General features: G+C 47.7%; 12 protein-coding genes and 1 tRNA gene. 3 read left to right on the top strand and 10 right to left on the bottom strand.

Annotated features, from left to right (window positions below; all coding sequences use genetic code 11):
* Positions 1-342 precede the first annotated feature (342 nt).
* From infA to dinB, 7 genes are all read right to left on the bottom strand, one after another.
* Positions 343-564 (bottom strand): translation initiation factor IF-1, encoded by a 222-nt coding sequence (gene infA, locus BTV99_RS06690; protein WP_021814850.1) that lies wholly within the window; start codon positions 562-564, stop codon positions 343-345.
* A 107-nt stretch (positions 565-671) separates the two neighbouring features.
* Positions 672-1,514 (bottom strand): tRNA pseudouridine(38-40) synthase TruA, encoded by an 843-nt coding sequence (gene truA, locus BTV99_RS06685; protein WP_075101722.1) that lies wholly within the window; start codon positions 1,512-1,514, stop codon positions 672-674.
* 64 nt (positions 1,515-1,578) lie between these two features.
* The gene (locus BTV99_RS06680; protein WP_075101600.1) at positions 1,579-2,664 is read right to left on the bottom strand and encodes an asparaginase; all 1,086 of its coding nucleotides are present in this window, start codon (positions 2,662-2,664) and stop codon (positions 1,579-1,581) included.
* A 213-nt stretch (positions 2,665-2,877) separates the two neighbouring features.
* Positions 2,878-4,497, bottom strand: coding sequence for a FimV/HubP family polar landmark protein (locus BTV99_RS06675; RefSeq protein WP_075101599.1), 1,620 nt, complete (start codon positions 4,495-4,497; stop codon positions 2,878-2,880).
* Between the two features lie 51 nt (positions 4,498-4,548).
* A complete protein-coding gene (locus tag BTV99_RS06670; protein ID WP_075101598.1) occupies positions 4,549-6,402 on the bottom strand; it encodes a FimV family protein in 1,854 nt (617 codons plus the stop codon).
* Between the two features lie 123 nt (positions 6,403-6,525).
* Positions 6,526-7,701, bottom strand: coding sequence for a tRNA preQ1(34) S-adenosylmethionine ribosyltransferase-isomerase QueA (gene queA, locus BTV99_RS06665; protein ID WP_256713748.1), 1,176 nt, complete (start codon positions 7,699-7,701; stop codon positions 6,526-6,528).
* Positions 7,702-7,961: 260 nt separating this feature from the next.
* The gene (dinB, locus tag BTV99_RS06660; protein WP_075101721.1) at positions 7,962-9,047 is read right to left on the bottom strand and encodes a DNA polymerase IV; all 1,086 of its coding nucleotides are present in this window, start codon (positions 9,045-9,047) and stop codon (positions 7,962-7,964) included.
* Between the two features lie 402 nt (positions 9,048-9,449).
* Here dinB and BTV99_RS06655 point away from each other — a divergent pair, with 402 nt between their 5' ends.
* On the top strand, positions 9,450-9,707 hold the full coding sequence (locus tag BTV99_RS06655; protein WP_075101596.1) for a hypothetical protein: 258 nt from the start codon (positions 9,450-9,452) through the stop codon (positions 9,705-9,707).
* Positions 9,708-9,758: 51 nt separating this feature from the next.
* Here BTV99_RS06655 and BTV99_RS06650 read toward each other — a convergent pair.
* Positions 9,759-9,845 (bottom strand) — tRNA-Leu (locus tag BTV99_RS06650).
* Between the two features lie 160 nt (positions 9,846-10,005).
* Positions 10,006-10,779, bottom strand: a complete 774-nt coding sequence (locus BTV99_RS06645) for a ferredoxin--NADP reductase (protein ID WP_075101595.1) — start codon at positions 10,777-10,779, stop codon at positions 10,006-10,008.
* A 531-nt stretch (positions 10,780-11,310) separates the two neighbouring features.
* On the opposite strand from BTV99_RS06645, the gene BTV99_RS06640 reads away from it, so the two are divergent.
* Together BTV99_RS06640 and BTV99_RS06635 are read left to right on the top strand one after the other, a co-directional pair.
* A complete protein-coding gene (locus BTV99_RS06640) occupies positions 11,311-12,186 on the top strand; it encodes a tRNA (N6-threonylcarbamoyladenosine(37)-N6)-methyltransferase TrmO (protein WP_075101594.1) in 876 nt (291 codons plus the stop codon).
* A gap of 118 nt (positions 12,187-12,304) precedes the next feature.
* Positions 12,305-14,092, top strand: coding sequence for a GspE/PulE family protein (locus tag BTV99_RS06635; protein WP_075101593.1), 1,788 nt, complete (start codon positions 12,305-12,307; stop codon positions 14,090-14,092).
* 46 nt (positions 14,093-14,138) lie between these two features.
* Here BTV99_RS06635 and BTV99_RS06630 read toward each other — a convergent pair whose 3' ends face one another.
* Positions 14,139-14,804 (bottom strand): acyltransferase, encoded by a 666-nt coding sequence (locus BTV99_RS06630; protein ID WP_075101592.1) that lies wholly within the window; start codon positions 14,802-14,804, stop codon positions 14,139-14,141.
* Positions 14,805-14,810 lie beyond the last annotated feature (6 nt).

Raw genomic sequence — 14,810 nt, 5'->3', positions numbered from 1 at the left:
AAATAAAAAAGATACACAGCATAAATTCGCGAGATTGGTACAAACTCTTCTTGCGTGCTGTGCCAGCGCCGCTCGATGCCGCAAAAAACTTATTCGAGTCTCGCCATATCTTTTTTATATTGATCTGACTAACTTGTAAGACAAAACATTGATAGCCAATAATGAGTAGGTTTGCATTTTCATTATTATTATCTGTTAAACCACCCAAGCATTCACAAAAGTGCTCTTAAAAACGTCTTAGCAAGTACTGCATCATTTGGTAATGATGAGATTTGTCATAACCGCGTAATCGTCATCACTGTTGAATAAAATCGATTTTATTAAAGTCGATTTTTATCGCAATTAGTTTTTACCACGATAGGTGATACGACCCTTTGATAAGTCATAGGGGGTCATCTCGACTTTGACTTTATCGCCAGTCAAGATACGGATATAGTGTTTACGCATTTTACCAGAGATATGCGCGATGATTTCGTGTCCGTTTTCTAAACGAACTTTAAATAATGTGTTTGGAAGGGTGTCGATGACTTCGCCTTCAAATTCGATAATATCGTCTTTTGCCATAATTTTGTATCAATCAGTTAAAAATAAGCCCATATTATACGCAAGCTAGCGTATTAAAGCAATACAGAACCTGGTTTTGGCTTGACAGCTTGTAATCGATATGTATATCAGTCAGGCAGGTTTAGCCAGAGGGGCGTAAGAGGCGCGGTGGGCAATAGTTTTTGCCAATGCTCGGGATAGCAAGCATTGATAAAGTATAGGCCGTCACCAGAGGCGGTCGGTGGTGCAATAGTACGGTCTTTTTTGGCCAAAATAGTCAAAAAATCAGCCGGCTCTAGCTCGTGCTTGCCGATAGCGTACAAGGTGCCCATTAGGTTGCGTACCATATGATGCAAGAAGCCATCTGCTTGAATGTCAAACACGATAAACTGGCCATGGGCAAACAATCTGGCATGACTGACTGAACGCACTGGCTGATTGGACTGACAAGCGGCGGCGCGAAAGCTACTAAAGTCGTGCGTACCGACGATATCCGCTGCTGCCTGCTGCATGGCGGCCAAGTCAAGTGGTTCATAAATATGAGTGACTTGATGGTTTAAGATAGCAGGGCGCTGGGGTTGATTGAGGGTGATATAACGATAACGACGGGCGATAGCGCCAAACCGTGCATGAAAGTCGTTCGGCATGGGCTGTATCCAGCGCAGCGCAATGTCGTCGGGGAGCAGGCTGTTTACACCGCGAAGCCAATTATGAGTCGGGCGATAGGCGTGAGTGGTAAAGTGGGCAATCATATTACTGGCATGGACGCTGGCATCGGTACGCCCTGCGGCGACGACTTCTACGGTCTCATTGGCGACTTTGCCGATAGCAGTTTCGAGGGCTTCTTGGACACCCAGCACTTCTTGTTGCCGCTGCCAGCCGTGATACTGCGTACCCAAAAACTCAATAGCGATTGCTAGGGTGTAAGTGGGTTTTTTGCTGGCGGTTTCGATAGGGAGTATCTCAGACATGATAATGTGTGGCTTATAAAGTAAATGGTAAGAGTTTCTTATGGCTTTAATAGGACCGATCAGATCAGCGCTTTTTGATGGTGATGCTGGCTTGGCTGACATTGTTTGTCCAGCGTTGACGGCGTCTGGTAGGACTGTCGTACCGTAGCAGCAGCCACAATAATCGCGCATAGATGGCTGGAATGGTCAACCGGCCGCCAGCGATGACATGATACTCATATTGCCAACTGCCAGCCGCATAGTTGTCACTCACGCCGCCAAAAGGCGATTGACTGGCGCAAACCACCATATGCCCATGCTGATGCGCAAGGGTTAATGCCTGCGCCAAATCAGCTGAATAGGGCACGTTGCCTGCACCAAATCCTAATAAGATAATGCCACATGGCGGCTGAGAAAGTAGGGCTTGTAGCTGATTGCTCATAACCTCAGTATCGTTGGGTAGGCAATACAGCGCATGAATACGTGCTTGCTTGGCACGAGCATCGATGCTTTTGCTGACTTCTTGTTGGTCCTCGAGCCAGTGTTGGCGGCGGGCATCTGGCAAGTGCTTTATATAACTATTGGCAGGATAGGCTGCCCGAGAGTGACCAGTAAACGCCATGAGATCATGACTATGGATTTTTTGTACCGTTTGCGCAGGCCAAGATTCGCCGCCAAAGGCAATTTTTACTCCTGACTCACCCGCTGCTGCCAGTTTTAACGCATCGTTTAGGTTGCCCCACGCATCGCTATGCGTATCGACGCTATAGGTATGTAGCATCTCGCTGTCTAATAGCGGGCGCATACTGCCAGTGACCGCCACACAGATATCACTCCCTGCAAAGGCCTCTGCCAAAAACGCCCCGAGATAACTGAGCGTATCGGTACCAGTGATCAGCACAAAACGTCTGTGCCCCTGCGCATAGGCGGCTAGTATCAGCTGGTAAAAATGCACAAAATCGACGGGCGTCAATTGGCTACTGTCTTTGATCAAAGTGTTGTCTAGCCAAGAGACTGGCGGCAGATAGTGGGCATGATCTGGCTCTGTTAGCAGTGTTTGTAACGTCGGTAAAAACACCTCTGCTGGTAGCGGTGCTAATGGCCGGCCATAACTGCCAAAAGTGCCGCCTGCATAAATCAGCTGGACGGGATCAGTAAGCGTCTTGGTCATAACAGAAGAGGGCATAGTCGGCGCCGTCATAAAAAGTAAATAAAAATAAAAGCTAGGGTACCCCAGCTCAATCGCTCAAATGAACTGCTCAATGAGTTGCTCAATAAATTGATAGTCATCTAAATCAGACCCTACTATAAAGGCTCAATGCAAAAAAAAGCAAGTATTCTCAAGGCACAAGAATACTTGCTGATAAAAAAGCCTGCTTTTTAATTACGCTGTGCGCTCGAGTAGTGACTGCGCTTGCTGCTGCTGTGCACTATTGCCTTGAGAAATGACTTCATTGAGCAAGCGTTTGGCACTATCGTACTCGCCTAGCTGTAGGTACTGACCTGCCAAGTCTAATGCTACCTGATTGCTGTCTAATGATTTGACAAAGTCAAAATCAGCGGCAAAGCGTGCTAAGAAGTCCTCAGCGTTATCTTTTTCAATACTCCCGGCAGGTTGAGCTGCTACTGGGGCAGCTGAGCTTGCTGCTGTATCCGATTCATCTGATAATGCATCAAGATCAAAATCAAAGTCATCATCGATCAATGTATTATCATCAAACGATGTGGGGCTACTCGAAGTCAGCTCAGAGGCTGCTGTCAAAGTAGGAGTAGCGTCATCACTGCTGTCTGCAAAATCACTGTCTAATGTTAAGTCATCAATATCGATGCTGTCATCACTTAATTCGCCACTTATCTCATCGCTCAGATCAAGCACAGGCTCATCAGTGTTTGTTTCAACATCTAAGTCAGCTAAGTCAGACTCTGTTTCAATTCCTAGTCCAGTCTCTGATGCAACGTTTAAGTCATCTGCGTCATCCAAATCGTCTAAGGACAAGACAAAGTCGTCGTTGCGGCTTTGGGCGGTCGCATCAGTCATGTGGTCAGTCGTGCTTGCTTTATCAGCAGCATCTTCTGAATCCATATCTGTCACTAAATCATCAAAATCTAAGACGAAATCCTCTTCATCTAGCGTTAGCGCTTCATTGGTATCCGCGCCGACACTGTCCGCTTGGGTTGAGACATCAGATGACTCTGGCTGCGCTGTTTCAATGTCCTCAAGACCAAAGTCGAATTCACTAAAATCTGTCTCTTCAGTCGTTTCTGTGGCCGCAGTGCTCTCGTCAGCTGCCGTGGTAGGCATTGCTGCCAGTGCCGGCTCATCTAAATCCGCTTCCAAATCACTGAGCGTCAAAGCAAAATCTGTGTCGGTATTGTCATCTGCCAGCACTTGTTCTGATAATGCTGGGGTCTCGACAGAAGAAGTTAAGGAGGCATCGCTCTCGCTGATATCATCAGTTGCCACATCATGGGTGGGACTGGCAGGTGTCGTTGGCAGATCAAAATCTATGCTTTCAAAGTCGGCGGCTTGCTCAACGGGCGCAGTTTGCGCGGCGACTTGATTTTGCTCTTCAAAAAACAGCATCTTTAGCTCATCTGCTAAGGCAAGGCTTTTTGGGTCATTTTGCGAGCTGATGGTGTCATAGACTTTGTTGAAATTCTCTGATTGATTGATCGTCGCATAGATGCTTAGCAGCTTCAAAGAAAGCTGACTGTCGTTAGGCTTTTCGCGCAAGCCGCGATTGAGTGTTTCAATCGCTTTGTCATAACGCTGCTGATCTATAAAGCGCTGGGCAATGGTGATGGTGTCAAACTTGTTTTCGCCGCTGACATCAGTTTGTACGGGCGCACTTGCTTTTGGCGCTGGTGTCTGTGCCGCTGCATTTCTATCTGATTTGACATAAGGCTGCGCCGAAGGTTTTTGCGCTTTGTTTTTACGTATCACTAAAACCGCTATTAATACAATCAGTACCAAGCCGGCGATGATGTATAGCATATTGTCCATTGTTACTCCCACGCCTATGATCACAGCATAATACGCTGCTATATCAGGCAATTATTGGTTGCGTAGTTTTTTGAGACGAGCTTGCAGCTCTGCCAATTTTTGATTCTGTAATTGAATTGTTCGCGTATAACTGTCAAGTGCGCTACTGGTCTTGGATAAGCTTTGGGCCTGAGAGGCTGCCGCTTGCCGTGATGCTTTTAAAGTAGCTAGTATGTCTGTGCTAATTCCATTGCCTGTGGCCGCCGCTGATTTGGTTTGGGTGCCATCGGCATTGCCATCATGTCCTGGAGCCAATACAGAAAACTGCGCTCTTGGCAGGGTCTTGGTAATGGTTGGTTTTTTTTGTGACTTGGCTGCAGGTGCTGAGTTGTTTTGCGCTTTAGCTGTATGGGGCTTTGCTTTAGGAGCTGGCTGTGCGACAGGGGTATTTATCCGCCGACGATATTTTTGTTTTTGGGCGTTGATAGCGGCCTCTAATGCTTGCTGTGATGGCAATACATCATAATTTGGCAGATTTAGCTTGGCGTCGGCTTTGAGCTGGTCTGCGTTTTTATTGATAAAAGCATTGGGATTTTGTGATTGGATCTGTTTCATCACGGTCTGAATATCGACATTGTTTTCTTGGGCAATCTGCTGAGCAATGATCCATAAGCTATCATTGCGCTGTACTTGATATTGAACGCTTGCCGTGCTTTGCGTTTGGGCGTCTGCTATAGAGTCTGCCGCCACGTGGTTTGTAGGTGCAGTCTGATTGTTGGTGCTTGATTGAGAGGGTGCGGCAGTATCAGCCGGTATGTTGCTACCGACAACCGTTGCCGCTGCCGTATGCGCTGTGCTCAAAGCCGCTTGCTCGGCGGTTTGGTTATCCTGAGCTGCGTCATTTTTTGGGGCGGCAGCTACGATGCTGGCACTCACATCCGTGTTTTTTTGCTGACTCGGCTGTATCTGACGCGTGACTTGAATATTTAGCGTATCTAGTGCGTTGTTTGCTTGCGCTGTGCCGAGCGTGTGTTGCGTAGCAGGTGATACTTCGCTCGCGGTGCTAATACTTGAGGCGGTTTGCTCTTGAGCCAAATGGCCATTGTCCAAGCGGCTGGCAGGGTTGGGGCGGCTAGCATTGCTCTTCGCTGGACTGGCGGCCGTGAGCTCAAAGTCATTTGCCAAACGCCCATTGTCTAAACGGCTAGGCGTATAGACTAGATGGTCAGTTGCTGATACAGATGTCTTGGCAGGCATTCCAGCTGAGGCAACTTGCGTTTGAATACTTGCGCTTTGCGTATTGGCCCCTTGCGTATTCGGTAGTTGCACGTTGGGCGCGGACCGTTTGACGGCCGTAGGAGCGCTTGTCGATGAGCTTGCGGCTGATGCCGATATCAGTGGTGGCGGAGCACCTTTTCTAAGGGTCAAAGGTTTGGCATTATTGGAGGATACGGCAGGTAGATTGGGCTTTTTTGCGCCTGTTACGATGTTTTTGGTGGTATCGATAGGTAAACTGGCATCGAGCGGCATCAATAACGTTTTGGGCACGACATTACGCTGACCCTGATCATTGATGGTCAACACAATATCGGCAAAGGGTTTAGAAACAGGTTTTGATGTACTGATATAGACTTGGCCGCTGGTTTCTGAGGTTGGCTGAAAGCGTACCCTCATTGAGTCAGTTGGCGTCAACCCCATTTGCTGATAGATAGCAGGGTTGGCCAAGCTGGCTGAAAAATCAGCCGCCCGAATGTCCGAGACACTGATGCTGGCTCTTAGAGGCTCATGCTGTGCTGAGGTCACAACGGTCTTGCCAATCGTGGCCGCTTGGGCACTAACAAAGGCGGCACAGCTTACCGAACACAGTAATGCCATCGATACCGCACGGTGTACGCGAGTCAAACGATGAGATAAACGACAAGACATATGCAGCCCTTAGAATATAGGTTATCTTTGCTTTTATAACAAAATCTGGTTTAGTTTACCAGTTTATTTCACAACTGTTGTGTCCAATGTATCAAATGTTAATTTACTGTATAAAACACTCGTTTATTCAGCGGTTATCTGCTTCTCAAGTAGCATGGCATCTCCATAACTAAAGAAGCGGTATTGCTGCTCGACGGCATGTTTGTACGCTTGTTCTATCGCTTGTTTACCCGAAAATGCCGAGACCAGCATCAATAGGGTGGACTTGGGCAAATGAAAGTTGGTTAGTAGCTTGTCGATGACGGCGAATTTAAAGCCTGGATAAATAAAAATATCTGTGTCGCCTGACCAGCCAGCAAGCGGTTTGCCCGTGCTCGCAGCCTTTTGGTAGGCAGTTTCGAGCACACGCGTGACCGTCGTGCCAATCGCGATCACTTGCTTGCCGTTTGTATGGGTTTGATTGATTAGATCCGCGGTTGCTTGCGGTAGATGCGCATATTCACTATGCATGGTGTGATTGAGCAAGTTGTCGGTTTTGACAGGGGCAAAGGTGCCTGCGCCCACGTGCAACGTCACAAAGGCGGTATGAATCCCTTTGGCTGCCAGTTTATCCAAAACCACTTCATCGAAATGTAAGCTGGCAGTCGGTGCCGCCACGCTAGCGAGTTTGGCTGGATCATGAAAAACGGTTTGATAGCGGGTATTGTCCGTGTCGTCTGCATGACGCTCAAAATATGGCGGGATAGGTAGCTCGCCGTATTGCTCTAGCTGCGGCAGGATAGGAGCATCAAAGGCTAGGATAAATAAATTATCCTGACGACCAATCATGACCGCATGTATATGACCATCCGCGAGCTGCAAGCGCTGTCCAAGCTTGGGCGCTTTGCTGGCTTTTATGTGGCCAAGCGCGATATGGTCAGTGCAGACCGGTTGATCATCCGCGGTCGTCAAATGCAGGGCGGCGGGCGCTAAGTCGGCAATATCGACCAAACGCTCGATCAGCACTTCGATCTTACCGCCTGTGTCTTTTTGTCCAAACAGGCGCGCTTTCATCACCTTGGTGTCGTTAAACACAATCAAATCACCCGCATTTAGTAAGTCTGGTAACTCAGAAAACATGCGGTCTTCGGCACGGCTATCTGCCACAGTGGCGGGATTGCTGGCGGGTAAATACAATAATCTTGAGGCCGAGCGCTGCGCTAGCGGGTAGCGGGCGATTAAGTCATCTGGGAGCTCATAGTCATAGTCATTAACGCTCAGATAGTCTGAGTCATTATTGTTTTTATGGGTATCAGTCATGGTATTACGATCTAAATCTACAGCGTGGGAGTGGGTCATAATGGATCTTTCAATGAAGAGTGATGAAGGATGATATGAGCGTAATTGTAGCAGAAATGACAGGATAAACGCATGTCTCATTGAGTGACTTACAGGCATAATGTGTCATAACGACCACGTTATTACAGCCATGTCGTCATGACCGCGAGCGCTGCCACAAAAACCTGACAGCCATACTGATGGCTTGAGATAACTATCAATCAGACATCAATCAGGCTCATCTATTCAAATAGTTTTAACTGAGGCAAAAGCAGGGCGGCGGGCACCAATGAAGAGAAAGTCACACCGACCAGACGTATGGGCAGCTGACGCGGGATGTCCAAAAACAGCTTGTCTAGCCAATAATGGGCGGATTCGGCGCTGTCAAAGGCCGTCGATAACGTGTGTGAGCGCGTGACTTGAGTAAAATCCGCGTATTTAACTTTTAAAGTAATGGTATGCGCGACCAGTTGTTTTTTTTGCATTTGATCAAACGCATCTTCATTTTGTGCATAAATTTGTACTTTTAGTTCAGCATCGTCGTCAAGATTATCCCGAAAGGTGGTCTCAGAGCCTACGGATTTGTGCGTGCGCTGCGACTTGACCGTACGCTCATCGCGGCCATGAGCGATATCATGATAGAACTGACCACGTTTTCCAAACTCCTGTACCAATGCCGCCGCTGGCAAGCGCCGCAAATCAGCACCCGTGCGCACGCCCATGGCATGGAGACGCTTGGCAGTGGCTTTGCCAATACCATGAAAGCGCTCGATGGGAAGGGTGCTAATAAATGCATCGGCATCGGCTGGTGGGATAACTGCGATACCATTGGGTTTGTTGATATCAGAGGCAATCTTGGCCAGCACCTTATTAAATGAGACGCCAGCAGAAGCGGTCAGCCCTGTGTGCGCCAAAATCTGCGCTCGTAGCCAATTGGCCATCAACGTCGCTGAGCCCTTATGTATAGATAAGCCGGTGACATCCAGATAGGCTTCATCCAATGACAGCGGTTCGACATGAGGCGTCAATTGATGCATGATTTGGCGTATATCACGACTGACCGCCCGATAAACCTCAAAGCGTGGCCGAACAAATATCGCCTCAGGACAGCGTTTACGCGCTTCATAGCATGACATCGCTGAGCGTACACCAAACTTGCGCACCTCATAACTGGCTGCTGCGACAACCCCGCGCCCGCTTGGGTCACCACCGACTACCAAAGGCAGACCTCGTAACTCTGGGAAGTCACGTTGTTCGACACTGGCATAAAAAGCATCCATATCAATATGAATGATTTTGCGGGGTGAAAGAGGAGTAGAAGCAGTCATGACCACTATTTTACCCCAATTAGCAAAACTATTTTAGCGGCAACCATAAATATGGCTTGATTATTATAAATAAATAGGATGTTAAAACAATTTAAAGAATATCAGTGGGTTAAACCCGCCAATCTCCCTAAGCTCGTACCTTTTGTTTACCGTTTAACCTAAAGGATTTGCCGTCTATCATGAATAATGCATTTAGATGTTACGCTTTTGCTTCAGACGTTCTACACTAAAGTAAGTATCGAAGTAGACGATTGTTAAAAGGATAAACAACTTCTTTATACGCCCTAGTCTATAGCGAATAAAAAGGTTGTTTATGGCTCGCACCACACTCGCCTATAGAGTATTGGTAAACTCGCCGCCTAAGGGAACATACTTAGGGGTGCATGAGGGACTAAGGAGCTGATGATGAATAAACTAACAGGGAGCGAATTGACACGCGCAATGCTAGCACGAGGAGATAAAGATATCTGGTGTGCAGTTTGTGATGAGAGTGATGAGCTGGCGATGATGGATCTGTATGGTAATGACTTTACTGTCTATATTGTCGCTTATCGTGATGGATATTTTTACTGCCGTAGCGGCACATCTTGGGCCTGTGCAGTGCCTATAAAGATAGCAGCCATCACGCAAGAAGACATTGATAGCCCAATGATACAATAAATCTTATAAACACAAAAAAACCTCCCATATAGGAGGCTTTTTTGCTAAAGATGGTACCAGTGGTCGGACTCGAACCGACACGCTTTTAAAGGCAACGGATTTTGAATCCGTCATGTCTACCAATTCCATCACACTGGCATGTAAATAGATAACGTTTATAAAAACAACAGTTATCGAATATCGAATTGGGCTACGGTGTTCGCCGTATAGGCTGCGTATTATAGCAGCCTATTTTTTGTCGTCAAGAATTATTTTAAATAATTTGCAGTTATTTGACGATATAGCAAAAAACGCAGACCTAACCGACAAAGGCTCGTTCAACGGCATAGTCGGCTTGTACGCCCATACGTGGGGAGACAGTGAGGCCAAAGCCGTCTAGTATCTCTGATACTTCCGCGTTAAATGGCATGCTACCGCATAGCATGACACGATCATCGTCTTTGTTCATCGGTGGCAAGCCGATATCGTCAAACAGCTTACCTGATCTCATCAAATCGGTGACTCGGCCTTGGTTTCTAAATTCTTCACGGGTCACGGTGGGGTAGTAAATGAACTTTTCGCGGTACCATTCGCCAAAGATTTCATCGTTAGGCAACTGGTTTTCAAACATATCGCGATAGGCCAAGTCTTCGACATGACGCACGCCATGTACCAAAATGATTTTGTCAAAACGCTCATAAACCTCAGGGTCACGTGCCAATGCCAAAAAAGGCGCAAGTCCAGTACCCGTCGATAGCATGTAAAGGTGCTTACCTGGTAACAGGTCATCCAACACTAACGTGCCTGTGGGTTTTTTACTGACCAATAACTCATCGCCAACTTTGATGTGTTGCAAGCGTGAAGTCAGTGGGCCATCTTGTACTTTGATCGAAAAGAACTCTAAATGCTCTTCGTAGTTGGGACTGGCAATAGAGTAAGCGCGCAGCAGCGGTCTGCCATCGACCACGATTCCAATCATCGCAAACTCGCCATTACGGAAGCGTAAGCCATCGTCACGCGTGGTTTTGATGCTAAATAGAGAGTCATTCCAATGATGAACCTCTGTAACCGTTTCGGTGCGAAGTTTTGACATAAAGTCCTCGTTAATAAGTGATTATCGGTATCGTATGGGTTAAATAGGTATAAGATAAAATTTTTCAATGACCGTTTCGGCGCTAATAAGGTGCTGGGTTTTATAGGCGGTATGAAGCGCTATTTTAGCCTTTTATATACTTTAACTTATATATTTTAGCATTTTATATAATGTTATAAATGACAGCGAATGCCTGTGGCGTCAAGCCATGAAAATCATTTTGTTCAGCCAAATCTGCCCACTAAGATAAGGCAAAACACGACAAGGTATCACTATTTTTATCAAAAGCGGTTTCGTCAGCGCGCCTAGCCTATCAAGTCGCCTCTATTGAACTGCCCATATCAAATTGCTTTTATAGAGCTGTTTCTATAAAACTGTTTTTATAAAAATAGGGGCGGTCATCAAATTCTCGCTCATAATACCAAACTTTAAAATAAAAATCCGTCTGGCAGCGACTATGTGGCATGATAAAATAGAATATCGTTAGTAAATAATTTTGTATCATGCAATAAGCGTGTTTTTGGAGAATTTATGCCTGTATCAGGTGACGATGTGCTCGCCGATTGTCATCGGGCGCCTATTATTGGCTATCATCGTGCGCCGCTCTCGCAAAAGTTTGGGGCGCCAAGACAACCAAACTTGGTGGCGCTGATGAGCGTAGTTGAGATGATTGCGCCTTATGATACGCCCGCCGCTTTTGTGGGTTTAGAGGCGTTTAGTCATATCTGGCTGAGCTGGCAGTTTCATCATAATGATACGGCCAAAGCTGGCAGAGTGAGTGCAGGTGCACCTACCGGCGAGGAGGGTACAGCAGCGGCGCGTACGACAGCAAAAGGGCATTTTCGTCCGCAAGTGCGGCCACCAAGATTGGGCGGCAATCAAAAAATAGGCGTGTTTGCCAGTCGTAGTATGTATCGCCCATCAGCGCTGGGGCTGTCTGTGGTCAAGCTTGAGCGCGTCGAGGTAGTACAAGGTCGCGCGTTTCTTATCATCAGTGGCGCTGATATGATAGATGGTACGCCCATCATCGATATCAAGCCCTATTTGGCGTATAGCGATGCGCTGATCGATGCTCGTAGTGGCTTTGCTCCTACGGCACCTGAGCTGCTAGAGGTCACAGTCACTGACACCGCTTATCAGCAGTTTTTGCAGCTAATGTCTGATGCGTTTACTAGAGAAACTGCGCAAGGCGTTGGCAGGCAAGTGTTAATCGATCAGGCGCGATGGCAACTTGTTGATACGGATATGGCCATCATTCAAGCACTTATCGCTCAAGATCCGCGACCTGCCTATCGCCGCAAGGAAGTGCACAAAACCTTTACGATGCGCTATAAGTCTGTCGATATAGCGTTTTGGCGGCTTGCCTCAGGGGCGCTGCAGATCACAGAGATTACCGGTATAGCATAACGCTAACATAGTATGACGTTAATATAGTATCACGCTAAAGAACTTATATAATGCTGCAGCTGAGCTTGGCCAATCTAGACAATGGCCTCACATGTACTGACCAAAAAAGAAGAAAAATATGTCTGAGCAGAAGTATTCGATAGTCATAGATTTACGGTGGTGCCTAGATGAGTTATTGGCAGATAGAGTCATTGATCAACGCAGCTATAATTTGGTCATCACCAGCCGCCGAGCCAAGGAGCAGCACCCACTACTGACCATTAGCGAGTTTGGTTTGCCCAATGCTCATGCGCTAGACAGCGCCTCTGAGGCCAAAATAACGCTGTCATGGCTCAACCAATGGCTGGCGGCCAAAGCAGGGATGGCGATGGTGCGTATTGATCCGCTAAAGGTTGATGTGCCAGCAGTCACGCAGCTGATGTCTTTTGAATATGCTCGCTCGCAGCATATTTTGCCGATTGAGGTCACATTAGAGGAGGTCGTCATTGGTACAGACCAGCCGTTTTTTACCGATTGGCACGCCAATATCGAAAAACTGATCAAATCCAAAACCTATCGCACCGTCTATATCAGTCCTGATCAGCTCAAGCGCTATCGTCAAGAGTTTTATCAAGTGACACAAGCGATTGCGGGTGCCAACTCTTTACATAAGCGTGCTGCCGCTGATGTGACCAATGTTGAGGCGTTATTGCAGCTTGGGGACAACACCAACCCCGATGCCAATGATCAACATATTGTCAAAGTCGTCGACTGGCTGCTGCAGTATGCCTTTGAGCAGCGTGCCAGTGATATTCATTTAGAGCCGCGGCGTGAGATGGGGAGGGTGCGTTTTCGTATCGATGGGGTGCTGCACACAGTATATGAGATGCCGCTAGCTATCATCGTCGCAGTGACTGCGCGTATCAAAATCTTGGGGCGGCTAAATGTCGCCGAAAAGCGCAAACCGCAAGATGGCCGTCTAAAGACTCGTACGCCAAAAGGGCTAGAAACCGAGTTGCGACTCTCTACTATGCCGACCGCTTTTGGCGAAAAGCTGGTGATGCGTGTCTTTGACCCTGAAGTGTTGGTACGCTCGTTTGCTCAGCTTGGTTTGTCGGGTAAGCAGCTCGAGACATGGCATGAGCTGACGGCCCATCCAAACGGTATTATTTTGGTCACCGGCCCGACAGGCTCTGGTAAGACCACCACCCTATATAGTACGCTCAAACAGTTGGCGACCGAGCAGGTCAACGTGTGTACCATCGAAGACCCTATCGAGATGATTGAGCCGAGCTTTAATCAGATGCAGGTCAATGCGGGAGTGGATTTGCATTTCGCTGATGGTATCCGCTCATTGATGCGTCAGGATCCAGATATCATCATGGTTGGGGAGATTCGCGATACTGAGACGGCCAATATGGCGGTACAAGCATCGCTAACTGGGCACTTGGTACTCTCAACACTGCATACCAATGATGCACCAAGCTCACTGACACGTTTGCATGATTTGGGGGTGCAGCCGTTTTTGACCTCAGCGACCATACTCGGAGTCATGGCACAGCGTTTATTGCGTACCTTATGTCCACACTGCAAGCAAGCGCTAGAGGTACGCCCCGAGAGTGAGATTGCCATTCAATGGCAGGAGCTGGTGCAGCCTTGGCGCGCGCCCTTGCCTGCGCAAATCTACCGCGCAACAGGCTGTGAGCATTGCCGCCAAACGGGCTATCAAGGCCGTGTGGGCCTGTATGAAATCATGCCGCTATCCAATGAGTTAAAAAAGTTGGTCGCAACCGATGCCAATGTAGAGGCACTAAAAAAACAAGCCTACCGCGAAGGTGTGCAGCCGCTGCGATTATCGGGTGCCAAGCGTATCAGTGAAGGGGTGACGACCATAGAAGAGGTGATGCGCGTGGTACCGCTGCATTAAGCGTATGCGGCAAATAGACCGCTGTCCTTTATGTTTGCATACTGCCTTAGCGCTCCCAGCGTACATTTTGGCGCATAATTTTCGCGGGCGTGCCTGCGACCATGCAGTTTGGGGTGGTAATGGGTTTGTTGACAAAAGACCCTGCGGCAATGATACAGCCGCTAGCGATGGTGACATTTTTGGAGATAGTGACGTTGGCTGCGATCCAGATATGATCTTCTAATACCACATCAGCGCGGGCCTGGTTTAGGCGCTCGTTGGACTCGGTATCGTAGACTTTGTGGACATCGGTTGCACGGATTTCTATCCCGCGCGATATCATGCATGCTTTGCCGATGCGCACGCTTTTGTCACGTGCCAACACATAGCAGTCAATCGCCGTGGTCCGATCGCCGATATCAATGTGCAAATGATCGCCCACAATCAGCAGATGGCCTGAAAATTTGACGTGCTTACCGATGGTAATATGATTATGACTGCCATTGATATCGATATTGAGCTTGTTAAACTTCCCGTGCTTGCCGATACTGATTTGATTGTCATGACCTTTACGTATGGTAATGGTTGAGCCGCCGATGATACGCGCATCATGGGCGATATCGATATGATTGTCCTGTCCGTTATCTGTCAATAAAAATCGCTGTTTGTAGAGTTGTTTGGGTAGCAGAGTTTTGAGGATAGGGGGCAGGGTCACTGTCTTTTTTGGCGTCATAATAGC

The sequence above is a fragment of the Psychrobacter sp. Rd 27.2 genome (genome assembly GCF_001921755.1).
GTDB lineage: Bacteria > Pseudomonadota > Gammaproteobacteria > Pseudomonadales > Moraxellaceae > Psychrobacter > Psychrobacter celer.
This window is presented reverse-complemented; position numbering and strand designations above follow the sequence as displayed.

What these genes read in the sequence shown, in the direction of transcription:
- infA (WP_021814850.1), bottom strand. Translation starts at nt 564, where the DNA reads ATGGCAAAAGACGATATTATCGAATTTGAAGGCGAAGTCATCGACACC.
- truA (WP_075101722.1), bottom strand. Translation starts at nt 1,514, where the DNA reads ATGTCTGAGATACTCCCTATCGAAACCGCCAGCAAAAAACCCACTTAC.
- BTV99_RS06680 (WP_075101600.1), bottom strand. Translation starts at nt 2,664, where the DNA reads ATGACCAAGACGCTTACTGATCCCGTCCAGCTGATTTATGCAGGCGGC.
- BTV99_RS06675 (WP_075101599.1), bottom strand. Translation starts at nt 4,497, where the DNA reads ATGGACAATATGCTATACATCATCGCCGGCTTGGTACTGATTGTATTA.
- BTV99_RS06670 (WP_075101598.1), bottom strand. Translation starts at nt 6,402, where the DNA reads ATGTCTTGTCGTTTATCTCATCGTTTGACTCGCGTACACCGTGCGGTA.
- queA (WP_256713748.1), bottom strand. Translation starts at nt 7,701, where the DNA reads ATGACTGATACCCATAAAAACAATAATGACTCAGACTATCTGAGCGTT.
- dinB (WP_075101721.1), bottom strand. Translation starts at nt 9,047, where the DNA reads ATGACTGCTTCTACTCCTCTTTCACCCCGCAAAATCATTCATATTGAT.
- BTV99_RS06655 (WP_075101596.1), top strand. Translation starts at nt 9,450, where the DNA reads ATGATGAATAAACTAACAGGGAGCGAATTGACACGCGCAATGCTAGCA.
- BTV99_RS06645 (WP_075101595.1), bottom strand. Translation starts at nt 10,779, where the DNA reads ATGTCAAAACTTCGCACCGAAACGGTTACAGAGGTTCATCATTGGAAT.
- BTV99_RS06640 (WP_075101594.1), top strand. Translation starts at nt 11,311, where the DNA reads ATGCCTGTATCAGGTGACGATGTGCTCGCCGATTGTCATCGGGCGCCT.
- BTV99_RS06635 (WP_075101593.1), top strand. Translation starts at nt 12,305, where the DNA reads ATGTCTGAGCAGAAGTATTCGATAGTCATAGATTTACGGTGGTGCCTA.
- BTV99_RS06630 (WP_075101592.1), bottom strand. Translation starts at nt 14,804, where the DNA reads ATGACGCCAAAAAAGACAGTGACCCTGCCCCCTATCCTCAAAACTCTG.